Origin of the sequence: Bradyrhizobium sp. 76, assembly GCF_023073025.1 — a bacterium.
Classification (GTDB): Bacteria; Pseudomonadota; Alphaproteobacteria; order Rhizobiales; family Xanthobacteraceae; genus Bradyrhizobium.
The window spans coordinates 549,579-572,303 of sequence record NZ_JADPIS010000109.1 but is presented as its reverse complement, the minus strand read 5'-3'; the positions used below and the strand labels follow the sequence as shown (position 1 = coordinate 572,303).

Below are 22,725 nucleotides of genomic sequence, written 5' to 3'. Positions count from 1 at the left end.
TTATCGCAAGGCGGCCGGACGGGAGGCCAAGCTTTGCTATATGGGCCACGCCACCATGGAGAACCGGCATGGGCTGGCGGTGGCCGGCAGGGTCACGCATGCCAATGGCACCGCCGAACGCCGGGCTGCGGAGGTCATGCTGAAGGCGAGACGCAAAGCCGCAGGTCGCCGCATCACGGCTGGTGAGGACAAGGCGTACGATACGGCCGATCATGTCGCCAATCTTCGCGCCATCGGCGTGACGCCGCATGTGACACAGAACCAGGCCATCACCAAAACCGGCAAGAACCGTAACAGCGCGATCGACGAACGAACCACGCGGCATCCGGGATACGGCATGTCGCAATCACGCCGGGCGATGGTCGAGTGCATTTTCGGATGGGGCAAGCAGCATGGCACCATGCGCAAGACCAAACATCGGGGCATCGCTCGCGTCGCCGCCGACTTCCTGCTTAATCTGATCGCCTATAACCTGATCCGAATTCCAAAACTGCTCGCCGCATAGCCACCCCGCGCCGGGCACACTCAATAACAAGCTAGAAATTACATCCAACTCTACCGCGCCGCTCCAAAAACGACCGGCGGAAAATGAAAATTCTCCATTTCAAGATTTTTCAGCAGACTGCTAGGCTTCGCCCGTACATAGGATTCACATCGTTGGCTTGCCGCCGCACATAGCCAGCCCCCAACGGGCTCCGCCCTTCAAGCTAGCCAAGCAGTGGAGATTAAGCGGACACAGCCGAAAGGCATCGGCAAAAGCTGACAGTGTCAAAGCTGATAGCAGGAGTGGGCTCCGGTGAATCCCGACCCACAGACGCTGCGCAATGACGGATTTGTTGCGCAGTAGTCCCGCCAGATGAAGCGGCGCGTAAAGGTCGACCGGCTGACCCCGGCCTTCCCGTAACAGGGTGCGCTTATCCGAAGACTGACCGACGGCGTGGCTCCGGTTTTCGAGCGCGGCCTTCAATCAGCAGCTTCGCCCTCGCAGGCGAAGCTGTGCCTCTTCGAGGCACAGAAACCTCCCTCCGACGTCCACCAATTTTCGATACTAAAGAGACGAGCAACGCAACCGCTTCGCTTAATCGCTCGATCAATTCCTATCCCAACCGCGAAGAATTCATCCGAGCCGTACGCTCTTATATCTGCATATCGAGAACTTCATCGAGCGCAATGATCCAGGAACACCCACATGATTATCGGAGACGGCGCCCACAAATTAGAGAGGCGCATCAACGCGACCATGAACGGCACCACCCTGACCGCGAAAGAATTGAACTTCCTTGAGGCTATACTACATAGGATCGAACGATATCGGGACCAAGCCTTCATCACCGACGCTCAAGCCAGTTGGCTTTACACGATCCTCACGCGGGACGAGTCAGACGCAAGCCGCTCCAACTTTCGTCCACCAAAACCTGGCCGCTCGTCTTACGCTCAAACCTTTCGCGGTAACCTTCGCCGAGTTTCCAGCGCTGCCTCCGCTTCGTTAGCTCACGTCAAGTGTGAGGAAGACGAGAGACCCCAGGGGTTCGATATCACCGAGGCGCTTGTTCGAGAATAACGACCCACCTCACCAGGAACCCGTCCAAACACCATTTCCTCCGACGCTCCGCAGGCAGATCTGCCTGAATGCGATCTCCTTTGTGAAGACCGCGGCATCATTCCCGTCTTCGCACAACAGGATCGCTCGACTCCCTGACACCTGCAGTTTCCACACCTGAAACGGCTGAGCCTTGACCAACGGGGTCCCGACCTGAGCGATCGCAATCTCGTCAAGCAACCAGTAAGCACCAACTTGATCGGCAACGTATCGCGCCCCTTGCGTGAAGGTGATGCGCCGGTTGAGCGGGCGGCGGTACCATTCCTCCGAACCGTTGAAATCTTTCAAATTGGATAATCGTTGGTCAGTCATGTTGTGCAAACCGCAAGAGAGAATCCGTAAAGGGTGTGCGGGCGCAGGCGAAGCCGAGCCACGGCCCAAGGATTGTCTTTGCGGTGCGCCGAGGGGCAGCGCCCCTAAGCTTCAGCCGCTAGGCTTGGAAAGGAGGCACCCGCAGGAGCGTCAGCATAGCGCCGCCGCAGGCGGGACGCGGGACCGAGTGCAGCCGCGAGACCGGTTAAGAAGGCACCCGTCGTCCGGGGCAGTGATAGCGACGCCCGGACACGGCGGGCCCCTGATGCGAGTGCCTCCGGCGAACGGCTCAATATGCACTTCCGCGAGGGATCGTCACCGAATGGTCGGGACAAACGTTCCGCCTTCCGCGGCAACGGGTTGGCCCGGTGAGCGTCGGCGAATAGAGCCCGGTCCATCGGACGCGCCCAAAGCCCACAACTAAAGCTCCGATTCTGGCTATTATTGAAAGTCGACGATGGCGTAATGATGCGAACTCTACGGAAGACTCGACTTCTTTCAGGCCACTGCGCAATATCCATGCATTGGGTGGGTATTTGAAATGATAGATGATCTATCCGTTCCGACATCTGCGAATTTTTATTCGATCCGAAAGAAATTGTCAGACAAGGCCATCGAGAGCTTGTTCGTGTTGTTGCGCGCTAATCATGGTGTAACGGCACACAATGAATTCAAGCACACTCGACAGCGGCTCGATGGCACTCGATGGTCAGCCGTGTGCTTCAAGTATGATAGTCCACCTTCCTTCTTGGAAGAGCGCACTGCGATCAGAGAGAGCCTTTGCGGTCTTCTGCTGTTGGTCGAGTACCAGGGATACGTAGCGGTCCTCTCCTCTCGGCTGAGTCTCCCGATCTCATTCAAGACGGATCACTTTTCATCCGTCGAGACTACGCGCGTTGAGGGGGCAATTGCCAAGGCAGACGCGATCTTCCAGCGGATGACCATGCGCAACATGTCGATCTCGCCTTACGCAATGCGGACCAAGACTCTCGAAGCTCAGGATCTTGCCAACGTCGTTGGACCGGCAGGTAGTCGCAGATATGCACCGCGAACCTATAGCGTTATCGCAGATGGCAATCAAAGCACCGCGACACCCAGCACAGGACGCATTGGCATTCGTTCTGCACGGGCCGATCTTCCCGGTTTCATCGCGTTCGCCAAGGGCGTAATCGATGAACTTCGGGTGGATAACGCGGACATTTCACCATTCATCCGCTCGTTTGCTCGACCCGTGTCCTTAACGGAGGCCCTGCAACAGTCTGCGCCCATCACGTTGGCCATGGATACGAATAAGCTGACAGGAGCGCTGGCCAGCGAGCAAGCGACCATTCGGCTGGTTCGATTGGAAGAAGAAGATGCAGTCGAGCTAACCGCTGGTGCATTGACCGCCCTGATAGAGCAGCTCGAGCAGGTTTTGAACATAGAGGGCGACGACCGCGTCAGACTCGCCCGGATTCCTGGTATTGGTGATCAGGCGGCGTCGATCAGCTTGAACAAGAACCGCATCGCGCTTCGCTCTTTGTCTTTACCGCCGGCTTCTGACGTTTTTGTAGAGAGCCTGGACGCTCTTTTGGGTGAAGATAGTGAACGTAAGACGCTTCGCGAGTATCTCGACGAGATCGATGCGCTCATCGTTCTTTTTGATGATGTGCGGTTGGCCTATATCGACGGTCAAGTCTTTCGAGATGAGACGCTGCTGGATGGCGGGGAATCGTTCTTAAGATACTTGACCACGGATGCATCTTTGGTGGGCGTTACCAGCGAGAAAGGCATCTTTACAGCAGCTCAGACCGGATTCGAGCCGACATCGAGTTTTGGCGCAATCGTCGATCATATCGCCGCCCGCGACGCGACCTTGCTATGTGATGATCTCGGCGATGAGTGGGCGGACTTCATTGGCATCACTGAAGACGGCGGCCTCACGCAAATATCTTTTTATCACGCAAAGCATGGTGTGTTGTCCCTCGGAGCCAGCCCTTTTCACGTTTCAGTCAGCCAAGCGACCAAAAATTTGGGAAACATGATGTTTCCCGATGAACGGATGCAGGCAAAATTGGAATTGTGGGGTACTCTTTACAACGCGCCTGGTCAGGCGACACAAATACAAAGAACTATCCGGTCGGGCGAGATGGATCTCGCAGCTATACTGCGCCGAGCAAGAACAGCCCCCGACGCGCGCCGACGCGCCGTCATCGTGACGTCCTCATTGAGCAGGCAGGCAGTGGCGGATGCGTTCCTAGCCATTCAGAACGGTCAGAGGCCTGCGCCGTCTTTCGTCCAACTATATTGGTTGCTTCAGTCATTCTTCGGTGCATGCTCCGAAGTCGGCGCAATAGGAATGGTTGTTTGCCAGCCGTAAATGCCGTCTTCAGCGGAGGGCGTTGCCAGAAAAACAGGCCTGCAATGGTCACCGCAAGACCCAAATAGGCGTTGCTGCTACCCCGGTCATAGTGAAGGCGAAGGTCAGTGTGACATCTCACAGTAGAGCCCGGTCAAGGCATGCGGACGCGCCCGACATTCACCAAGCTCCGCGAGGCACTTGTACGTTAAGCTGCGCCCATTCGACGACCGTGCTTGGCATTGGGGTTTTCAAGGCAAAACGTCCTTGCTAACGCGAAGTCTGCCTGTTGGCAGACCACGTAGCGAGAGGCAAACGATGTTTGCAGTGAATTGTAATAGTCCATGTTATCTTGGTTCGACGATACGGGTATGCCTTCTGCCGCGTCACGCAAAAGAGAAGCTGCGGGCTGGTTCGTTGCGTGGAAGCGCTCCATCGATTCCTTCATTTGTCGTGCCGTCATTGTGCCCGCCATCACCCGGCCTAGTGCCTCGGTTTGCCGGAGTCGAGCGGCGCTTTCGTAGTCCGAACGAAGCGCGGAAAGAAGTGAGGGACACCAGGCGCAAAGTAGCAGATCAGAAGCCAAGGGCATGTAGATTTCGATGCCTGTGACGGCAAGGCCAAGGTTTCCATAGGGGCCGAACGTCTGCATATTGTTGAGGCACACTCCCCAAGATAAAAGCTGCGTCCGTCGGCGGGCGCCGCTAGCAGAAAATCCTTTGTGCCGATTATCTGCGCGAATTCGCCGATGCTGTTTCGTATGCTGAGGAGATGAGCGCGTTTGAGTGAGTTTTCCGTGGCGGGTTTCTGGCATGACGTTTCGAATGGAAGTGACGAACGTCTTATCCGTTTGCTTGTCGTAAACAGCTACGCGCTCGCCGTCCGTATCGGCCAGAAACTGTCGCAAGATGAACTTGGGAACGTAGTGCTGATTCTGGGTCATCTCTGATATCTACCAGAGTCGCCGAACCGGAGTGCTGGCGAGTGGAGCCTGGTTGGTAAATGCCGGTGCGTGCCGCAAGTGAGCGCGATGAGCATCCAGCCAGGACGGAATAAGCAGACATCTAATGACGTCTTGGAAGACGGGGTTTTCGTCTGCACCGTCGTGCCGGACGACCGACTGAAAGCATCTCCGTGACATGATCTAAAGCGACCCTCTCACTTTTTGCCTTCTAAGCCATTGATTTTGTTGACTCCGGTATTGTCATTGAAAAGCGAGGCCCGACGAGGTAGTAACATTAATAAATTAAGCAGTGTGACATGGACGATATAGCCAATGTTTTGATGGCTCACGGGCCGAGCCGGTCTTCGCTGATAGCAGAGCTTCTTCAGGAGCAGCACGGTTTAAATCCGGACGCTGCTCGTAAGCGGCTTTCGCGGATCGTGAAGCCGGTTGTCCGCTTTCCTATACCGCTGCTTCCGAAACGAGAAGCCTTCCTTTATCGGCTGGTGGATCGCAACACCGAGCGCTTCTGGACCAATTTTCTCCGCGATCTCCGCGAGACTAACTCAGTGTATGGGGCCGCGATCGACGGTATGCTGGCGCGCGGTGGCATCGTCCTGAAGGAGGATTTCCCTGTAATCAGCGGCGCGCCAGTTGCGCAGAAAGGTCAAGTGTCGGCAGATCGTGTTGCTTCCCAGCTGATAGATGCTGGCTTCATGACGTCCTTTGATCTGCCGGACAGCTGTTACGCTATCACTGGAGCTGGACCAACCGTTGGAACAACTACGCGGAGAGCAAGGGCACTCGCCGAGGGCGTTCTTCTCGATGCGCTTAGGGAATGGACGCGAAAGACCGGCTTCGCAAGTTATAACTCGATCGCCATCAGAGGCGATGCCAGGTCGCGCCAGGTCGGTCCGTTCGTGTGGGATCTGACGGGTCCCAGCTATATACTTCCGTTACGTAATGGGGATGCGCAGCCTGGATTCCTGGTTGCCGACGTTTTCGCGGACGGTACGCTTGACGAATTTCATATCAAATATTTCATCCGGAAAGCCCGTATGTCGAAGGCTTCCCTCAAAGGGATGGGCATATTCCCTATCTTGCTAGCCGATTCGTTTACATCGACGGCACTGACCGAAGGCCACAAAGCCGGGATCGTCATGGTGACGCACGAAACTCTATTCGGTGTCCGGGTAGCAGAATCGATGCGCAATCTGCTCAAAACTTTGAACAATGCAGCTGCAATGGTGTCCGGTTATCCGGAACGTCTCGAAGAGTATATTCGCGAACTGTCCTCGATTGAAGGCAAAGCGGGTAATCTTCGTGGGATATTGTTTCATCTTCTGTCAGCACACTTGCTGCGGAGATCAACAGTCTCGATCGATATCGGCAAGAACGCCTTCGACGAAAAAACGGGTAAGCACGCCGATATCGATATTATTGGCGTGACTGAACAATCGGCCGGTTGCGTGCTTATCGAATGCAAAGGAAAGCAGCCGGGCGGCATCGTAGAGGTCGACGAAGTTCAGGACTGGCTGCGGCGCATCCCAATATTCAATGCGTATATCCAGAGCCAGCCAACGCTTCGCGAGGCGGATAGACGTTTCGAACTCTGGACGTCCGGCATTTTCAGCGCCGACGCTCTGGCGCTTCTTGCCAACGAGAAAATACAGCGCACGCGGCTGCCAATCGATTGGAAAGATGGTCAAGCCGTTCTGGCGCTTGCGCGGGCGGGCAAGCAGAAACTCATCAACGATACGCTGTTCGAGCACTTCTTGCGCCATCCTCTGGCCGAGGCTGCTTCTGTGCTAGAGACAGCCGCCTGAAGCTGCGTTGCGATTTTAAGCTGAGGCGATGGCTCAATCGTGCCGGAAAGTTTAACCTGCCACGTCTGACGGTTTTTCGGTTCGGCCGGCATGGAGCGGACGAGTGTATTTTGCACAAAGCACGATCGACGAGTTTTATGTCGAGCTTGCCGACACGACCGCAAAGCGGATCGCTGTCCTTGAAGCGCTGTTGTCGCAATCCTATCAAGTTCCGCGTGCTCAAGAATTCGCGGCCCATGGTGTCTCGCGTCGCCTCAGAACCATGGAGCTATGCCTAAAGAACGTCTTCGCCATTCTTCCGCCGGAAGTCGAGGATGAGCCGTCGATGGACGAGTTGGTCGATGCAGTCATTCAAATCCAAGCGTTCATTTTCAATGCCTTCGCTTGCGTGGACAACATCGCTTGGATTTGGGTCTGCGAACAAAAATTGACGACCGACAAAGGAGAGGCTATCGCCGCAACGCACATCGGGTTATCGAAAAATTGTCGAATAATCCGGCGTTCCTTGCCGACCAAGTTCCGAGAACATCTCGTGTCGCTCAATCCATGGTTCGCACAACTCGAAGATTTTCGTCACGCGCTCGCACATTGCATTCCGCTTTATATTCCTCCTTCGGCCGTCCTGATAAAGGACGCGGCAAAATACGAACTGTTGGAAAAGAAAATCGCGAGTCGTCCGTGAAGAATTCCCAAGTCGTTGATTTAGAATCTGGAAACGGCGCACTGGGCTAATTGAGCTTGCCGGGAATCGGGTGCAGCGAAGGGGATTCCTTGCAAATTTGATTTGTGATTCACTCGCCATTGAACGATTTGGCGGGGGGACCAGATGCGGCCACCGGAACGGCGGGAGACGGGAGAGCAGGATCTGTTCCGGTCCCGGCTCGATCAGATCTTCGACCTGAAGCATCCGCTGGTGGCGCTGGGGCGCACGGTGGATTGGGAGTTCCTGGAACGGGAGTTTGGCGCGGTCTACACGGATGACCCGGGCCGCCCGCCACTGCCGACGCGATTGATGGCGGGGCTGGCCATCCTCAAGCACACCTATGACCTGTCCGACGAAGTGCTGTGCGAGCGCTGGGTCGAGAATCCCTACTACCAATTCTTCTGCGGCGAGGAGTTCTTCCAGCACCGGCTGGTGTTCGATCGCTCGTCACTGACGCGCTGGCGCAACCGGATGGGCGAGGAACGGCTGCAGGCGCTGCTGCAGGAGAGCCTGTCGGTTGCCACCAGGACCATGGCGATCAAGCCGTCCGAGCTGTCACGGGTGATCATCGACACCACGGTGCAGCCCAAGAACGTGACGTTCCCCACCGATGCCAAGCTTCTGAACCGGGCGCGCGAGAAGCTGGTGCGGCTGGCGCAGTGCCATGGGGTGAATCTGCGCCAGTCCTATGCACGGGTGGGCAAGTTCGCCCTGATCCAGCATCAGCGCTATGCCCATGCCAAACAGTTCAAGCGCGCCAACCGGATGCTCAGGAAGCTGCGCACCTACCTCGGCCGCGTCATCCGCGACATCGGGCGCAAGATCGAGGGCAATGGCGGGCTCGATGCAGCGTTCACCAGGCTGCTGTTGCTGGCTCGCCGCGTGCGCGAGCAGCAGCAACGTCAACGCGGGCCGAAGGTCTATTCCCTGCATGCACCGGAAGTCGAATGCATCGGCAAAGGCAAGGCCCATCGGCCTTACGAGTTCGGCGTCAAGGTCAGCGTTGCCACCACCCTCAAGCACTGCAAGGGCGGCCAGTTCGTTACCCACGTGAAGGCGCTGCCCGGCAATCCATATGACGGCCACACCTTGGAAACCGTGATCCCGGACATGGAGGCGCTGGTCGGCAACACCATCGCGCGCATCCTCGCAGACAAGGGCTACCGCGGCCACAATGCACCACCCCATTACAAGTTCAGGGTCTTCCTCTCCGGCCAGAAGCGAGGGGTAACGCCACAGATCAAGCGTGAACTCCGTCGCAGGTCCGCCGTCGAGCCCGTCATCGGCCATCTCAAAGCTGAGCATCGCATGGGCCGCAACTATCTCTGGTTCCGGCGCGGCGATGCCAACAACGCCGTCCTCGCCGCCGTCGGCTACAACTTCCGCCGCCTGATCCGCTGGCTGAGGATTTTGTTGCGCCAAATCCTCAGCGCTCTCTTCGTGGGGCCGACGATCAATCCGGCCTGAAATTAGCGTTCTTCACGGACGACTCGCGAAGGCGTTGCGGCGCGGAAGGCGTGATAAGGCAGAGCAGCTTGCAGCCGAACAGCCTGTCGTCTGCGGGTCGCCCACTCGCTGACGACGCGGAGCGAGCCGCGGAAGCCGCGCGCTGCTAGGCGGCGCCAGAGTTCAGCCCCGCTTCGAAGTCGGACACCCCATTGGTTATCGAGACATGGCAAATGCAGATCCAACGAACTTTGCCAGGTTCGAAAGACATCGGTACGTTCGCCGCGGATCTGCGAGAACTCGGTGCCGATGAACTCATCGACTACAAGAGGACTAGCCCCGAAGAAGCCATGCGCGATTTCGATCTGGTGCTCGATGCCTTGGGCGGGCCTACCGCAGGCCGGTTCTTTCGTACGCTCAAGCGTGGCGGCGCACTATTCCCAGTTTTTCCATTGGGCTTCTCGGGCCACGGGGAGGCAGAGAAGATCAGCGTGGCGGTATCCGCGACGCAGGTGCGCTCCAATGGCAGGCAACTCGCCGAACTTGGACGCCTGCTCGACAACGGAGCTATCCGTGCCGTCATTGACAGCACGTTTCGACGTCACCATTAGTGACGCGGTTTTTGATTTCGTGGTTTCAGGGACACCGCTGACAATTCCGCGCTTGGTGATTGGCAAGCCAGACGATAGCGGGGCGGCGGTCCCTGCGATGTCAGCGGTGTCTTAAACGAGCGTTCAAGGCGGAGGACAGCAAAACGGAGAGCAGTGGGCGAAGCGAATTAACTCTGAACCATGGCAGCCGGACCTAATGCGAGTGCTTCCGGCGAGCGGGTCGGAAATTTGCCGATGCGCCCGACTATCACTTCAGAAGATCCTAGAATCGCTTTCGAACTGGCGTTTCGATTTCCTGGGGCGCTCTGCAGACGAACTCATGCGCTTGTGCGCGATCGGTTCCTGCAAGTTCAACAGATACCTAGCCGCAGCTTCCACGCTGAAGCTCCCTTCGAACGGCCAGCGTGGTCCGATGGCTGTCCAGATGACGGCGTCTGCGTCCCTCGTCTTGCCCCACTTAGCAATTTCGTGTGCGGTCGCTTTGTGTCGCTCAAGCGCGGTGCCGCTGAAACTTCCATTATTGATATCGACGTAACCAATGCCCTTCGAAGATGGCGCACCTTCACGAACACGGAGGTTCTCGATTGCATCCTCAAGTGTTCCGCAGGCGCTGCGAACAAACCGAGACTTTACCGGGACGCCGTTAGTTTCGTCGATGACGAGTGTCAGGCGCTTGTTGTTTGAGATGCGCGAGAATTCGACTGGCAGTGTCGGGCCATCGAGCGACCAGTCACCGACAGTTTTCAGTTTATCCGGACGCCAGATAAGGGAGCCCCATCCAAGGATCAAGATTTGAGCCATTTGCTACACCCAGATGATCTTTCCGTACCTGATCCAGAAGTGAGCGCCGCATCTTTCTGCAGGCACCCAAAGTGACGGATGGAAACTCGGCTTTCCGTTTACAACAGAGAACTGCCAGACGGGATTGCGTGATCGCATTAGGTTCACGTCGATTGTGTCGCCGCATCCGCATGGACATTGCAGGATCGCCCATTTCGCGGGATCGCCCACGATGTAAAGCGCAAGCCCCAGCCTCTCTGGAAGCTCGGAGCGGCTGCGGACCTGGACAATCGTCGCTATCTCGTGGCGTCGTCGAGACCAGGGCCGCAGGCTCCAGAGATAGAGCCAGAAACTCCACAGCCGGGTAATCAGGTTTTTCATTCGGTGCGCCAGGTCGTGTCCAGGAAGGGACGAACATCGCCCCGGCCCCAATGATAGCTGTCCACGCAAAAGCAATCATGCCGCGATGCAAGGTTGTTTGTGCGTATCCGGGCTTCATCGATGAGGTAGATGACCTCGGTGCTTTCGCGATCCGGGCCCATGAAACCGGTCAAGCGATGCAGAACTTCGGTCACAGCACCGGCAGCGATCGTGGTGGTGAATGCGACGACCGCTGGTGCCGGATCACCCAGTTCGGGCAGGTAACCTTCATCTTCCAGCGCTTTTGCGCCTTCGGGATCCGTCTCGCGCTTCGCCTGCGCCGCCACGCGTTCAGCAGAGATGCGGCCACGGCAATGCAAGCAGGCCGCTCCGTTCATCAGAGTGGTGACACGGCCCTGAATAGAGCGAATGACGCCGTCTTCTGAATCGATCTTCACCCCCATGTCGAAGACCGGAACGTAGTAGTAGATCGCGAAGGAATTCAGCAAAGAGCGCCCGAGCTCGTCGTCGGTGCAGCCCATGACGATGTCGCATTCGCGGAATCTCTTCAGCGCAGACTGGTACGAGACCGGCTTGTCGATCAGCTCGATCTTGGTTCCCAGACCAATATCTGCGGTCAGCCGCTGCGCGATCTTGATCTTAGCGAGGGTGTCGTCAACGACGCGAGACCCGTAAACGCGGTTGACGTTCGATGACTCGAACATCTCGCCATCGGAAATCATGATCGTTCCGACGCCGAGCCGGATGAGCTGTTCGAGGACGCATGAGCCGGTGCCGCCAACTCCAACGATGCCGACGCGCAGGCGCGACAGAAGCCGCTGGATGTCCGGGCCGAATGCCCGGACCTGGCGGTCGAAGAAGGATAGCACTTCCACTGTCCCGGATTTCGGGAACCAAAACCGGGCGCGCCGTCCAATGATGCGGATACGCTCGATAGCTGCGGTCGATCCATCCGGCAGCCACACGCGGGCGCTCGAGAAGCCCTGACGGGTCAGCACCAGTGAGCCGTGAACACCTTGCGTCCGGATGCGGGTGTAAGCGGTCCTGAATAGCTTTTTTTCCTCGATGTCGTCCTGGCCGGAATGGTCGGCATGGCCGTTGGGGTGCGAGTGGACGAAGAGCAGGCAGGACTTCTCGTCGTTCGCGCGCTTCATCGCGCTTGTATAGGCGCGGGGTGCAATCTTCATGTGCACGGGCGACTGCTCGATGATGTCATCGCCGGTCACCAGGATGCACGCGCGCACGAGCAACCTGGTCTCGTTGTCGGTTTGGGAAATCCTGCAAATCAAAAACGCGGCCTGTTCGTCGGTGCTGGCCGCGATATGCGCCTCGAGCGCTTGGCAATCTTTTTCGAGAAAAGTGACCGAGTAGCGCATCAAAGGCCTTTCGCAAGCTCGGACTTGACCGTGGTCATGTAGCTACGGAGGTTGTCTACGCCGGGCCGCCATTTTCCATCGGCGATGTGCCGCGACCAGCGCTGCCAGTTCCGCTCGCCGTGCTGTTCATGCACGTCAGCCTTCAACGGAATGCCGCCGTTCGGTAAGAACACGTCCGGAAAAGTCCAGAACATGTCGAGTTTCGCGTTCGGGTAGCCACTCGGAACGATAATCAGCAGATCGGCGCTCTGCGGCTTGTAACGCGGCAGCGGGAAGTTCCGGATTACGATGTGAACCTGCTGGCCGACGCGTTCGATTGTATGGTCGTAGCCGGCGGCGGACAGAAAATCCCTGTCGGCTTCTGGCAACAACTCTTTGACATCAGTGACCGTCACGGCGCGCCCCCGGATTGAGCGAGGACTGGGCCGTATAGAAGTGATCGCCATTCTTCAGCACGACCTGCGTCGCATTGTTGGCGATCTGCTCGTCGTCACCCTGGCCGTGCGCTTCGCGCCACAGGTCGTAACCGGCAGCGACCTGACTCAGCAGGTACAGCGCCGAACCCGTCGTCGGGCTCGGCGACTTGTACTGCTTTTTGTCGATGTGGATGGTCACCTCGTCGTTGCCGCCACCATGACCCGGGTTGCCAGCGCCGTGTCCTTCATTTCCATTCGCCATTTCACCTTCTCCTGTTTGTTAGTGTTTTTTGTCGCGCGGCGGGAACGGGTCACGGCCCGGAGCAACAGTGTCCGAATCGCGCCACTTGCCGTCGCGACCCTGGATGCGCACTTCGCCGCCGCCGAGGCCACGGACCGTGGACTTGGCCTGCTGCTCGGCGCGGCTCTGCCTGTGGTGCACGCTCTCCGGTGCGGCGACGCCGCCCTTCTTCACGGCCCAATCATCGCCGTGCCGGACGACGAACCGATCGTTCTTGGACATCATCAACTCCATGTTTCAGGGCTTGCGCCTTGCGATTCCGCCATGGCATGATTGCCACGACCGCCATGAGGATGACTGGGATTGGCGGTTTCGTCAAGTTCCACATGTCGAAAATGCCATGCCAACCAACGAACCTATTGATATCTTTAAAGAACGCCTCAAGGCTGCCCGCGCCTTACGGGGGCTAAACCAGGCCGAACTGGCCGCACGAGCTGGCCTGCCGCCTGCCTCTGTGTCCCATTTTGAATCGGGTCCGCGAAAGCCATCCTTCGATAACCTGAAGGCGCTGGCGACCGCACTTGACGTCACGACGGACTACTTGTTGGGACGCGCCGACACGCCCGAAGCATCGGCAGCAACGGTCGGTCGTCTGCATCGCGATCTCGGGAAGCTCACCGAGCAGGACCTGAAGCTTGCGACTGAGTTCGTCGATCTCCTCGTGAGGCGGGGCGTCAAAGAAGGCGAATGACCCGGAAGCCCGGCCCCGCACGTCGCAGTCTGGCCGAAGCAGCGGCAAGTTCGGTGCTGCGGCAGATGACGATCGATGGCCTCTGGGTGGATCCCGAAGCAATCGCCGCCAGCAAGGGCATCGTCGTGAAAGCGAAGCCGGACACGGCCTCCGGCGTATCCGGCATGCTGATTAAAGCTGGCGACAATTTCGGCATCTTGTACGCGACGCACATCCCAAGCCGGGGCTTTCAGAGATTCAGCATCAGCCACGAGCTGGGGCACTACTGCATCGAAGGCCACCCCGAAACGCTGCTCACGACCGGCGTGCATCAATCACACGCAGGATTCGTTTCAGGTGATCCATTCGAGCAGGAAGCGGATTACTTCGCTGCCGCGCTGCTGATGCCGGAACTTCCGTTCAAAAAGGCAATCGCGGATCACGATCCCGGCCTGGCCTGTGTCGAGTCTCTTTGCAAGGCGTGCGAAACATCGCTGACCGCCACAGCGATCCGCTATAGCGCGCTCACGTCGGACGGCATCGCCGTTCTATCCAGCACCGGAGATGCAATCGACTGGTGCTTCATGTCCGATGGGCTCAAACAGGCGAAAGGCCTGAGCTGGATCCGCAAGGATACGCCCGTGCCGGCGGGTACAGTCACGGCGCGATTCAATGCGAACCCCGACAACGTATCGTCAGGCCAGCGTGAATCGGACGAAGGACGTTTGAACGACTGGCTAGGCGGAGATCGCATTTACCGTGTGACAGAAGAAGTGGTCGGCCTCGGCCAGTATGGCCGGACACTCACGATCCTTACCTGCAAAAACCTGAGTTTGCGGGCTGAAGCGGAAGAGCCGGAAGATGACGAAGACGCTCTTATCGAAAGCTGGACACCACGCTTCAGGCGGTGACGAATTGGGTGGATCTACGTTTGGGTCCTTCACAACCTCACGCACGAAAGCATTGACCTTATTTCGCGCGGTCTTCACCGCCTTGCGGACGCCAAGGTCGCCGGCTTTGGGGTCTATGAAGAGATAGCCGCTCTTTGAGTTCTCGTAGAACTCCAGAAAGCCCTCCTCAATGATTTGCCGGTGCAGTACGACGTCTCTGGCTTCGTCCGTCTTCACGGGGCCGGCTTCGGGCGTCACGTGCACGCCCCAGTGCTTTCCCTCGCGTCGAACGTCCTCCTTGCGAAGTTGAAGCATTTCGCCAACCCGCGCCCCAGTGAAGGCGCACAACCATGGCACCCACCGTTTGGCTGCCGCCAGCTTCGGCGCCTCCCTGCCCGCCGCAAAACTCCGGGCGTGTTTGAGAATGGCGGATGCCTCCTGGTCGTAGAAGCCCTTCGACCTGAGCTTGCGTGACTTTCCGATCTTGATGGTGAGCCCTTCGGCAGGATTGCTGGCCATCCGTCGATTCATGACTGCCCAGCCGAAAACCGTCTTTAGCCCCGCGAGGTCACTATCCTTGACCGTCTTCGCGCTGGCGCCGCCTTGAAGCCTGTGATCCTTGTACCGAACAATGTCCTGCGGCGTCACGCGGCTCGCTTGGTCATGCTTCAGGAACCCCACAAGCTTCGCCACAGTGTTGCGGTAGCTCTCGTAGGTGCTCTGCTTGCGACCAGCAGCCTTCGCCTCCTTCCACCAATGCTCGACCAGTGCCGATAGTGAATCTTCTAAGGCGGCGCTGTTGACATCATTCTTCGCCTGCTCCGCCCGTGCCGGCCATTGCGGGAACCGAATCACCTGAGGTCTAGGCGAGTCTTCGCCTTCCCCTCTTGCAAGCTTCGCCAAACTCAGACTTGCACGCTGAATGGCCGCGCCTAGCGCACTCGCCATGGTTCGGCGGTTCTGATCGTCGACGATAATCCCGTTGCTCGTCAGATAGCCGTTTGCAGCGTCCACACACGCTTGCTCCATCCGGAAGATCTTGTCCTCGGGCAGCTCCGGGGCACCGTCTAACGCCCGTTGGCTCGCAGCCAGGAGCTCTTCCCTGGCCTGTGGGGGGCCAAATAGGCGTGCCCCTGCAACGGTATCCCAGTTGGTCTGCTGGCTTGGGTTATCCCTGTACTGCTCCAGCCATCGCTCATAGGCGACCATGGCAAGACGATGCGCTTCCCGCTCGGTCAGAGGCACCGGGCCAGCGCGCAAATTCGCCCAGCGAGCTTCGAGTTCGGCAAGCGCTTTCGCATGCCGCACCTTTGCCTCAGAAGGATCGCGCGTCTGAAGGCTTACCTTTTCCTCGCGCTTGCCAAGAAGCTTACGCAGATCCTCCGGAACGGCTTTCCGGAGCTGATAGATTCCAGTTTTGGGATGCTTCCACGGACGCGACATAGCCAACGGCATTGTACCACCCTTCTGTACCACTGAGGAGCGGGTAAGCCGTTGAATTTGCTAATCTGCTTTGGATTTCACGCTCTTAGGAGAGCGATGGTGCCCAGGAAAGGACTCTGACCTCCAAGTCATCGACCGGACACCACTCCGGTCGAATCGCGCCAGTCACGGCGGTCCGCGCCATGCCTGGCGCACCAAAAAAAGCCCGGCCTCCTCCGGAGGCCAGGCGAAAGTCACGCAGGAACGACGCTGCTTTACGCATCGCACCAGCTTTCGTCGGCAGGGAGGACTTACCGCCGATCGATCTTCGGCGAGGGCATTCGCCGTCAAACAAGGAGAAACGGATATCACTCCGCGCGAAATCTGGAGCCGTTTGCCTTCCGCTCCTGTCGGAAACTTCACGACTTTTCCACCACTCGCCCGCTGTCCGGTTGGGACGGCAGTGCCTTGACCGAGATGGGATCCTGCGCCGGTTTGGCTGCCGTGCCCTGAAACACAAGCGGCAGTTTGCCGTCGCACAGCAGCATTTGGTACGTCCCCAAAAACCAACAACGCTCGATTACCTCTCCCGAAGAGCGTGCCAGGGCCTGAATTTCGTATGACGTTCCGTAAGGACCGTAAAATAGATTGTTGTGATGAGACGCATCCACGCGATGGATAAATGAAAAAGTCGGGCTGTGCTTCGCGTCGAGCGTTAATGACGTCGCAATAGGACCTGATCGGACCTCGCCGGCATGCTGTCGGCCGTCGGGTCGAGAATCGAGCTTGTCGCCGGCTGTATGCGACCGCCTCCGCCGACGCCCGCCCGCATTCCGCGGCGCTGGGAACTTTGAAAGCTCCCAAGGACATCGTAAGCCCCCAAAGCGCGTGCATCTTGTTCACAAACGCGTTGGCGAAACGCTCCGGCCCATCATGGCTCGGCCCGCAACTCGCGTGCGGCGGCCACCATATTGACGAGCGCGGGACGCACCTCCTCCCACCTTCGCGTTTTCAGTCCGCAGTCGGGATTGATCCAGAGCTGCCGATCGGAAACTCGCTGCCGCGCCAACACAATCAGCTGCTTGATTTCCGCCGCTGCGGGAATGCGCGGTGAATGAATGTCATAGACGCCGGGCCCGATCTCATTTGGATATTTGTAGCTCTTGAAGGCCTCGAGCAATTCCATCTTAGAACGCGACGTCTCGATTGAAATGACGTCGGCATCCATTGCTGCGATCGCATCGATGATTTCGTTGAACTCGGAATAACACATGTGAGTATGGATCTGAGTTCCGTCGGCGACCGGGGAGGAGCAAAGGCGGAAGCTGTCCACCGCCCAATCGAGATAGTTCTTCCACTGCGATTTGCGTAGCGGCAATCCCTCCCGCAACGCAGCCTCGTCGATCTGGATCATGGTCGCTCCAGCCGCCTCAAGGTCGATGACCTCATCTCGGATCGCGAGAGCGATCTGTCGGCATGTCTCGCGCCGCGAGATGTCGTCACGGACAAACGACCAGTTCAGGATCGTCACCGGTCCGGTCAGCATAGCCTTGACGGGTTTTTTGGTCAGAGACTGCGCATAGCGCCACCATTCAACGGTCATGGGCTTCGGCCGGGAGACATCTCCGAACAGGATAGGCGGACGAACGTACCGCGAGCCATAAGACTGAACCCAGCCATGCTTGGTGAAAGCGAAGCCGAACAGCTGCTCGGCAAAGTATTGAACCATGTCATTGCGCTCGAACTCACCGTGTACGAGCACGTCCAGGCCGATATCTTCCTGCCACTTCACGGTACGGGCTGTCTCCGCTTTCAGAAGCTGCTCGTACTGCGTGTCATTCAACGTTCCCCGCGCATGAGCCGCGCGCGCATTCCGGACATCGGCCGTTTGCGGGAAGGATCCGATGGTTGTCGTTGGAAACATCGGCAATGCGAACGAGACGCGCTGGACGTCGGCACGCTGGGTGAACGCGCTGCGACGGCGAAGCATGCTATCGTCGATCGCGGCGATTCGTCCGGCGACATTCGCATTGTGGATCTCGGGCGATGTTTCGCGGGTGACGGCTGCCTCCTCCGAAAGCGCAAGTTCATCGGCCACCTCGGCAGCATGGCCGGCCAGCGCTTTGCCCAATATCGAAAGTTCCTTGATCTTCTGAACTGAGAACGCCAGCCATGTCTTCAGATTGGGATCGAGATCGGTCTCTAGCTCAATGTCGATCGGAACATGAAGCAGCGAGCAGGAAGGAGCAATCTGAACACGGTGCCTGCCCAATTTTTGGACCATAGGAGCAAGTTGGTCGAGCAGCGCCGGAAGATTGGAGCGCCACACGTTCCGACCATCAACGACGCCTAGTGAGACCACGAGATCTCTACGGGTTGTGGCGACAATTGCGTCCAACTGGTCAGGTGCCCGAACCAGATCCACATGAAGCCCGGCAACGGGCAAGGCCAAGGTTGTTTCAAGATTGTCGCCGATAGCCCCGAAATATGTGGCCAGCATTATTTTAAGGGCCGGCACAACCTTTGCGAAATGAGCATAGGCCCAGCGGACAGCCGCCCGCGATGCTTCGTCGACGTCCATCACTAGGCATGGCTCGTCCAGCTGAACCCATTCAGCACCGCGCGAGGATAGTTCGCGGAGAACATCGACATAGACTGGGAGGAGCCGATCGAGCAGCGACAGCGGATTGAATGCGGGATTTGCGCTTTTGCCAAGCTTCAGGAAAGTGACTGGGCCAACTAGGACGGGGCGCGTTTGGTAGCCGAGGCTTTTTGCCTCCTCATATTCCTCGATCGGCTTTCGAGAGGAATACTTAAAGATCTGATCCCGGTGAAATTCCGGCACCATGTAGTGGTAGTTGGTATCGAACCACTTCGTCATTTCCTGAGCGGCTACGCCAGGCCCATGCTGAGCGTGACCACCGTCCTGAGCGCCACGCGCCATGGTGAAGTAGGTCTTGAGCGACACAGGACCTTCGGTCCAGCCGTAGACGTCGGGAATGGCGCCAACCATTAGGCTGGTATCGAGCACATGGTCGTAAAACGAGAAGTCATTCGAAGGAATGACGGTCGCACCGCGGGATTTCTGCCGTGCCCAATTAGCGGCACGAAGTCCACTCCCCGCCTCGAGGAGCTCGGCTTCGCTGGAGTTTCCCGCCCAGTAGCTCTCGAGCGCGACTTTGAGTTCGCGTCGTGGGCCGATGCGTGACGTCCCCAGTGTGGCAACGGGAAGCGAAAGAAAAGACATAGCTCAGACCCCATGATTGGGGCAAAGGCCATGGCGGACGCATGCAGCGAATATCGCGTGAGCGACAGCTGCTTGGCGCACACCGGGACACCCCGCCCGTGGACGATATATTGTCGAGGCAGGTCTCCTGGCTCGCGGGTCGTCGCTGCTGTCCGGCCTTCCCGAAGCCGCATGGCTTCAGTGACTTCGTTGGACAGCGGCTCGCCGCTTACAGTTGCGGGGGCAGCGCCGGCATTGCACCGGCTTCCCTCTTAGCTCCGGATCAAACGAATCCGAAGACCACGACGGCTGGGCATTAGGCGCACGAGGATCGATCCGTCAACCTACTAAGTGTCGCCGCGATATTGCCCAAGCGATTGCGAGCTGTACCAGCTAGGGCACAACGGTCTTACTCCCGGCCTGGTAAAAACGCCTAGATCTGTGGAGCCTCCGCTTGTGAATGCGTCCGTCAACACCCGCTTGGCGTACTCGGATGAGCCAACGCGAGCAGAACGAACGCGGTGGGCGCTTCGACATCTGCGTGATCGCGACAAATCCGGTCTTTTCCGTCAGCAGCTTCTCGAACTCGCCCGCGAGGACGTTTGCGATCATCCTCGGCCGGCATCCGCTTGATCACAGCGCCATGAGGCTCCTTAGGAATTGTCAAGGCCGGATTGCTCCAGGATCAAACGGATGATCAGGCCGGACTGCCCGGACTGCCTGTGTTCGGCGGACCCCGCGACGAGCCGTGAGCTCGATCGCTCCGTGGCGTTGGTCAAGATGATCTCCTTCGGTGTGCCAAGCACTTACGTGCTGAGCGACTTTGGCCGCGCATTCGTTGTTTCCGTCGCCGCTGGCGAGTAGTGCAGCCTGGACGTTGGCCTGCGCGGCATCGCAGGAACAGTTCCGGACGTCAGGATGCGCGCTAACTTGCGAAACTGGAGTAAGCAGCGAGAGCGCGGGCGGCGGGGATCCTGTTACGACCCTAGCTCCATGCACTCGTGCATCGTGACCGTGGGCAAGCGGATGCCCAGCTTCTCGTACGTCTTCAGGATCTCCGGACCGATCTCGTCGCGCGTGGAGACCGTCTCTTCGGCTTCGAAGCGACGTAGCTTTAGATATCCTGCAAGCTGATCTTGGGATATTCGACGCCCGTCCACCTCGCCTCGGCTCGTCAGCCAACGACGATAAGCCTCAACGCGACGACCTGGAGCATCGAGGCGGCCTTGTCATTATTCGAGACAAATTTGACGGTCTCCTCTGACAGAGCCCTTCGAGGGTTTCTCGGAGTCGATCAGCGCCTTAAGCTCATAACGATGTTGATCGACCTCGATGCGCCGCACGCGGAAGGCGGCCTCCACAAGCTCGACATCTACTCCTTCGTGCGCGAAATCGAGCGGTGAAGCCTTCTGGACGCGGGCTGCTTATGTTGTCTTAGACGGGACACAGGTGTCAGGCACCGGACAGACCACAGCGCATTGCGGCGTGTCGGAATGGCCCTCGCACTCCGTACACTTTTTTGCATCGATAACGTAAATGTCGCGCTTGAGGCTGATCGCCGCGTTGGGACACTCGAACTCACATGCCCCACAAACGGTACATTGCGAAGCGACGATCTTGTAAGCCATGCCTTCCGACTCCTTAGGCGAGCGATGCCATTGGCGATCCCTTTCAAATGCCGTGCCAAGGACAGGCGCGCTCAATGATGGGCAACTTGCCCAATGGTGCTGTGCGGGGTCTGAGACCATGTTGCATCTGCGACAGCATGGGCCGCTTCAATATCAAGCCGTGCGAGCCCTCGGGCCCCTACTCCGATAGCCAGTCGCGACTCGACTGCTGCGAGCTTCCGTCGGTTTGTCTGGCATGGCAGCGCGGGGCCAAGCGACGATCGACGATTCCCGAAACCGGCGGCGCGAGTAGAAGCCGCGAGCCGACGCACGTCTACGCCGGATGTCGGCAAACCTCCGGTCACACGCCCTGACCGGAGATTTTGTCCAAGCCGCGCTCACGCCTGCAACGTTAACTCCGCGGATTGACTCGCTGGAGGCTTGCCAAAAGGGCTTTGTGCTACAATAACCTTCGGCATCGCTTCGGAGGGAAATGAAGTTCGGCCGGGAGAAGCGATTCTGGGTTTGCAAAGTGGCCGATTTAATTGCTGTCAGCCGCATGCCTGGTGCCGAGTAGGCATGGCCGCGCGGGCCAGCGCTGGTACGCTTTGCCTGGCTGTGCTCAGTCACTCCTCATGCAACTATTTTGGACGAAGTGGAACAGGGCTGAAAGATGACTGTGCAAATTGCTTCAGCGGCATGGCCTTTCCGAACAGATGGCCCTGCGCAAGGTTGAAGCCGAGTTCGGTCACAGCGATCAGGTCGGCGTGGCTCTCCACGCCTGCGGCGACGGTGCGCACACTGTACTCTTTGGCTAGATCGACGATATGGCGGCACACCGTTCGCTTCAGGGGCCCATTTCCGCAACCGGCGACGTACTGCCGGTCCACTTTTAATTTCATGAACGGGAATTTTTCGAGCCCCATCAGCTGCGGCCAATTGGCGCCGATATTGTCGATTGCAAGGCCAATGTTGTGAAAGCGAACCTCACGCGCGACCTCGATCAGGAGATCTAGGTTCTGGATCGCTTCCTCGCTCTCGATTTCGATCGTCAAGCCGCCGAAAGCGGGGTGCGACGGCATGCGCTGACAGAGATCGCGTACCGCCTGCGGGTCAATCAGGAATGCTGCCGGGAGATTGATGGAGAGATCGGTCGAAGTTTGCTGCTCCAGAAGATACTTCCAATCCTTGATCGCGCGGTCGATCACGAACTGCGACAAGTCCCTAAAATGCGGATCGTGAGCCTCCGGGATGAAATACGCTGGTGGAACAACGCCCCAGGTCGGATGCCGCATTCGCACAAGCGCCTCGGCGCCGCGGCGGCTGAGGGTACACGGGTCAAAGTTCGGCTCATACCAGAGCTCAAGCCAGCCAGCGTGTAAGGCTTCTCCGACATGGACTGCGGGACGGGGCGCCGGCTCTCTGGGCAAGAGCATGGCGACCCGATCGCGCAGCGTCTCGGCTGCAAACGGCGTCCTCAGCGGCGGCAGCATATCAAGTCCATATTCGCCCCCGACCTGCTGCACTGCCGTCATGACGATCGACTCGCGGGCGCCGAACGCCAGCACTCTGCCTGCAAATTCTTCGCGTACGAGTATCTCGAGCAATCGTCCAGGCTCGATGCGATCCGAGCCAATGCCGAGCAGGATCAGATCAGGGAAGTCCGTACAGAGTACGCGCGGCAGCTCGTCAGCAGTCCCGCATTCGCTGATCACAAACCCCATATCCTCTAGCACATCGCGTAGAAAGGCGCGCAGATGCCGCTTGCCCACGGCCACGCACGCTCGCGGCCGCACCTTACGCTGGCCGAAGATTACAGGTTTCCCTCCGACCAGTTCGGCCTGCCCATGCTCCATCGCAACCACTCCCCTTCCGTG

21 protein-coding genes, 3 pseudogenes and 1 riboswitch are annotated in these 22,725 nt (G+C 58.3%); of the genes and pseudogenes, 9 read left to right on the top strand and 15 right to left on the bottom strand.

Translation table 11 applies throughout. The features are described from left to right. Window positions 1-505: transposase (locus IVB48_RS32365; protein ID WP_247396326.1), on the top strand; the 505-nt coding region annotated here is incomplete at its 5' end. A gap of 1,065 nt (window positions 506-1,570) precedes the next feature. On the opposite strand, the gene IVB48_RS32360 is transcribed toward IVB48_RS32365, so the two are convergent. After that, on the bottom strand, window positions 1,571-1,912 hold the full coding sequence (locus IVB48_RS32360) for a DUF6876 family protein (protein ID WP_247406451.1): 342 nt from the start codon (window positions 1,910-1,912) through the stop codon (window positions 1,571-1,573). Window positions 1,913-2,453: 541 nt separating this feature from the next. Between IVB48_RS32360 and IVB48_RS32355 the strand changes: the two genes are divergently transcribed. Next, complete coding sequence (locus IVB48_RS32355; protein ID WP_247406449.1) at window positions 2,454-4,271, top strand: hypothetical protein; 1,818 nt, start codon at window positions 2,454-2,456, stop codon at window positions 4,269-4,271. 187 nt (window positions 4,272-4,458) lie between these two features. Here the strand turns inward: IVB48_RS32355 and IVB48_RS32350 are convergent, their stop codons facing one another. Next, complete coding sequence (locus tag IVB48_RS32350) at window positions 4,459-5,193, bottom strand: DUF4238 domain-containing protein (RefSeq protein ID WP_247406446.1); 735 nt, start codon at window positions 5,191-5,193, stop codon at window positions 4,459-4,461. A gap of 317 nt (window positions 5,194-5,510) precedes the next feature. Here IVB48_RS32350 and IVB48_RS32345 point away from each other — a divergent pair, with 317 nt between their 5' ends. The 3 genes from IVB48_RS32345 to IVB48_RS32335 all read left to right on the top strand — a co-directional run bounded on the left by IVB48_RS32345 (window position 5,511) and on the right by IVB48_RS32335 (window position 9,189). Next, window positions 5,511-7,019 carry a hypothetical protein gene (locus IVB48_RS32345; protein ID WP_247406444.1) on the top strand — a complete coding sequence of 503 codons (1,509 nt, stop codon included), beginning with the start codon at window positions 5,511-5,513 and terminating at the stop codon, window positions 7,017-7,019. Window positions 7,020-7,122: 103 nt separating this feature from the next. Further along, window positions 7,123-7,701: a hypothetical protein gene (locus tag IVB48_RS32340; RefSeq protein ID WP_247406440.1), complete on the top strand. Its 579-nt coding sequence runs from the start codon at window positions 7,123-7,125 to the stop codon at window positions 7,699-7,701. Window positions 7,702-7,845: 144 nt separating this feature from the next. Continuing rightward, the gene (locus tag IVB48_RS32335) at window positions 7,846-9,189 is read left to right on the top strand and encodes an IS5 family transposase (RefSeq protein ID WP_247406438.1); all 1,344 of its coding nucleotides are present in this window, start codon (window positions 7,846-7,848) and stop codon (window positions 9,187-9,189) included. A gap of 83 nt (window positions 9,190-9,272) precedes the next feature. On the opposite strand, the pseudogene IVB48_RS32330 reads toward IVB48_RS32335, so the two are convergent. Then, a pseudogene (locus tag IVB48_RS32330) lies at window positions 9,273-9,458 on the bottom strand (ISL3 family transposase); the annotation flags it as partial. Here IVB48_RS32330 and IVB48_RS32325 point away from each other — a divergent pair. After that, window positions 9,453-9,764 (top strand): annotated as a pseudogene (locus IVB48_RS32325) (zinc-binding dehydrogenase); the annotation flags it as partial. The pseudogenes IVB48_RS32330 and IVB48_RS32325 sit on opposite strands and share 6 nt — an antisense overlap. A 267-nt stretch (window positions 9,765-10,031) precedes the next feature. Here IVB48_RS32325 and IVB48_RS32320 read toward each other — a convergent pair. From IVB48_RS32320 to IVB48_RS32295, 6 genes are read right to left on the bottom strand one after another with little or no spacing between them, the layout of a single operon-like run. After that, on the bottom strand, window positions 10,032-10,580 hold the full coding sequence (locus IVB48_RS32320) for a hypothetical protein (RefSeq protein WP_247406435.1): 549 nt from the start codon (window positions 10,578-10,580) through the stop codon (window positions 10,032-10,034). A gap of 3 nt (window positions 10,581-10,583) precedes the next feature. Continuing rightward, window positions 10,584-10,940 carry a DUF6527 family protein gene (locus IVB48_RS32315; protein WP_247406433.1) on the bottom strand — a complete coding sequence of 119 codons (357 nt, stop codon included), beginning with the start codon at window positions 10,938-10,940 and terminating at the stop codon, window positions 10,584-10,586. After that, the gene (locus IVB48_RS32310) at window positions 10,937-12,316 is read right to left on the bottom strand and encodes a ThiF family adenylyltransferase (protein WP_247406431.1); all 1,380 of its coding nucleotides are present in this window, start codon (window positions 12,314-12,316) and stop codon (window positions 10,937-10,939) included. The genes IVB48_RS32315 and IVB48_RS32310 overlap by 4 nt, the downstream gene beginning before the upstream one ends. Continuing rightward, on the bottom strand, window positions 12,316-12,711 hold the full coding sequence (locus IVB48_RS32305; RefSeq protein WP_247406430.1) for an E2/UBC family protein: 396 nt from the start codon (window positions 12,709-12,711) through the stop codon (window positions 12,316-12,318). Before IVB48_RS32305 ends, IVB48_RS32310 begins: the two co-directional genes overlap by 1 nt. Next, entirely contained in the window at window positions 12,698-12,994 is a 297-nt protein-coding gene (locus IVB48_RS32300) for a hypothetical protein (protein ID WP_247406427.1), read from the bottom strand. Before IVB48_RS32300 ends, IVB48_RS32305 begins: the two co-directional genes overlap by 14 nt. Window positions 12,995-13,012: 18 nt before the next feature. Continuing rightward, window positions 13,013-13,255, bottom strand: a complete 243-nt coding sequence (locus IVB48_RS32295) for a DUF2188 domain-containing protein (protein WP_247406424.1) — start codon at window positions 13,253-13,255, stop codon at window positions 13,013-13,015. On the opposite strand from IVB48_RS32295, the gene IVB48_RS32290 reads away from it, so the two are divergent. Both IVB48_RS32290 and IVB48_RS32285 read left to right on the top strand, forming a co-directional pair. Beyond that, window positions 13,248-13,724 carry a helix-turn-helix transcriptional regulator gene (locus tag IVB48_RS32290; RefSeq protein WP_247406420.1) on the top strand — a complete coding sequence of 159 codons (477 nt, stop codon included), beginning with the start codon at window positions 13,248-13,250 and terminating at the stop codon, window positions 13,722-13,724. The two genes, IVB48_RS32295 and IVB48_RS32290, sit on opposite strands and share 8 nt — an antisense overlap. Then, a complete protein-coding gene (locus IVB48_RS32285) occupies window positions 13,721-14,614 on the top strand; it encodes an ImmA/IrrE family metallo-endopeptidase (protein ID WP_247406417.1) in 894 nt (297 codons plus the stop codon). Before IVB48_RS32290 ends, IVB48_RS32285 begins: the two co-directional genes overlap by 4 nt. 522 nt (window positions 14,615-15,136) lie before the next feature. Here IVB48_RS32285 and IVB48_RS41440 read toward each other — a convergent pair. The 4 genes and pseudogenes from IVB48_RS41440 to IVB48_RS41220 form a co-directional block, all read right to left on the bottom strand. Next, window positions 15,137-16,036 (bottom strand): annotated as a pseudogene (locus IVB48_RS41440) (DUF6538 domain-containing protein); the annotation flags it as partial. A gap of 398 nt (window positions 16,037-16,434) precedes the next feature. Continuing rightward, complete coding sequence (locus IVB48_RS41225; protein ID WP_256464700.1) at window positions 16,435-16,563, bottom strand: hypothetical protein; 129 nt, start codon at window positions 16,561-16,563, stop codon at window positions 16,435-16,437. A 383-nt stretch (window positions 16,564-16,946) separates the two neighbouring features. Then, window positions 16,947-19,262: a 5-methyltetrahydropteroyltriglutamate--homocysteine S-methyltransferase gene (metE, locus tag IVB48_RS32275; RefSeq protein WP_247406413.1), complete on the bottom strand. Its 2,316-nt coding sequence runs from the start codon at window positions 19,260-19,262 to the stop codon at window positions 16,947-16,949. Window positions 19,263-19,361: 99 nt separating this feature from the next. Then, window positions 19,362-19,561, bottom strand: a riboswitch (cobalamin riboswitch). 333 nt (window positions 19,562-19,894) lie between these two features. After that, window positions 19,895-20,020, bottom strand: a complete 126-nt coding sequence (locus tag IVB48_RS41220; RefSeq protein ID WP_256374377.1) for a hypothetical protein — start codon at window positions 20,018-20,020, stop codon at window positions 19,895-19,897. A 357-nt stretch (window positions 20,021-20,377) separates the two neighbouring features. Here IVB48_RS41220 and IVB48_RS32270 point away from each other — a divergent pair, with 357 nt between their 5' ends. Next, window positions 20,378-20,644, top strand: a complete 267-nt coding sequence (locus tag IVB48_RS32270) for a hypothetical protein (RefSeq protein ID WP_247347493.1) — start codon at window positions 20,378-20,380, stop codon at window positions 20,642-20,644. Window positions 20,645-20,665: 21 nt separating this feature from the next. On the opposite strand, the gene IVB48_RS32265 is transcribed toward IVB48_RS32270, so the two are convergent. Both IVB48_RS32265 and IVB48_RS32260 read right to left on the bottom strand, forming a co-directional pair. After that, a complete protein-coding gene (locus IVB48_RS32265) occupies window positions 20,666-20,869 on the bottom strand; it encodes a 4Fe-4S binding protein (RefSeq protein ID WP_083926370.1) in 204 nt (67 codons plus the stop codon). 620 nt (window positions 20,870-21,489) lie between these two features. Further along, a complete protein-coding gene (locus IVB48_RS32260; RefSeq protein WP_247406410.1) occupies window positions 21,490-22,704 on the bottom strand; it encodes an EAL domain-containing response regulator in 1,215 nt (404 codons plus the stop codon). Window positions 22,705-22,725 lie beyond the last annotated feature (21 nt).

Coding starts and splice junctions, on each gene's coding strand:
- IVB48_RS32315 (WP_247406433.1), bottom strand. CDS start 10,940: ATGAAAAACCTGATTACCCGGCTGTGGAGTTTCTGGCTCTATCTCTGG.
- IVB48_RS32285 (WP_247406417.1), top strand. CDS start 13,721: ATGACCCGGAAGCCCGGCCCCGCACGTCGCAGTCTGGCCGAAGCAGCG.
- IVB48_RS32350 (WP_247406446.1), bottom strand. CDS start 5,193: ATGACCCAGAATCAGCACTACGTTCCCAAGTTCATCTTGCGACAGTTT.
- IVB48_RS32310 (WP_247406431.1), bottom strand. CDS start 12,316: ATGCGCTACTCGGTCACTTTTCTCGAAAAAGATTGCCAAGCGCTCGAG.
- IVB48_RS32320 (WP_247406435.1), bottom strand. CDS start 10,580: ATGGCTCAAATCTTGATCCTTGGATGGGGCTCCCTTATCTGGCGTCCG.
- IVB48_RS32260 (WP_247406410.1), bottom strand. CDS start 22,704: ATGGAGCATGGGCAGGCCGAACTGGTCGGAGGGAAACCTGTAATCTTC.
- IVB48_RS32345 (WP_247406444.1), top strand. CDS start 5,511: ATGGACGATATAGCCAATGTTTTGATGGCTCACGGGCCGAGCCGGTCT.
- IVB48_RS32360 (WP_247406451.1), bottom strand. CDS start 1,912: ATGACTGACCAACGATTATCCAATTTGAAAGATTTCAACGGTTCGGAG.
- IVB48_RS32355 (WP_247406449.1), top strand. CDS start 2,454: ATGATAGATGATCTATCCGTTCCGACATCTGCGAATTTTTATTCGATC.
- IVB48_RS32300 (WP_247406427.1), bottom strand. CDS start 12,994: ATGGCGAATGGAAATGAAGGACACGGCGCTGGCAACCCGGGTCATGGT.
- IVB48_RS32335 (WP_247406438.1), top strand. CDS start 7,846: ATGCGGCCACCGGAACGGCGGGAGACGGGAGAGCAGGATCTGTTCCGG.
- IVB48_RS32295 (WP_247406424.1), bottom strand. CDS start 13,255: ATGTCCAAGAACGATCGGTTCGTCGTCCGGCACGGCGATGATTGGGCC.
- metE (WP_247406413.1), bottom strand. CDS start 19,262: ATGTCTTTTCTTTCGCTTCCCGTTGCCACACTGGGGACGTCACGCATC.
- IVB48_RS41225 (WP_256464700.1), bottom strand. CDS start 16,563: ATGCTGCTGTGCGACGGCAAACTGCCGCTTGTGTTTCAGGGCACGGCA.
- IVB48_RS32265 (WP_083926370.1), bottom strand. CDS start 20,869: ATGGCTTACAAGATCGTCGCTTCGCAATGTACCGTTTGTGGGGCATGT.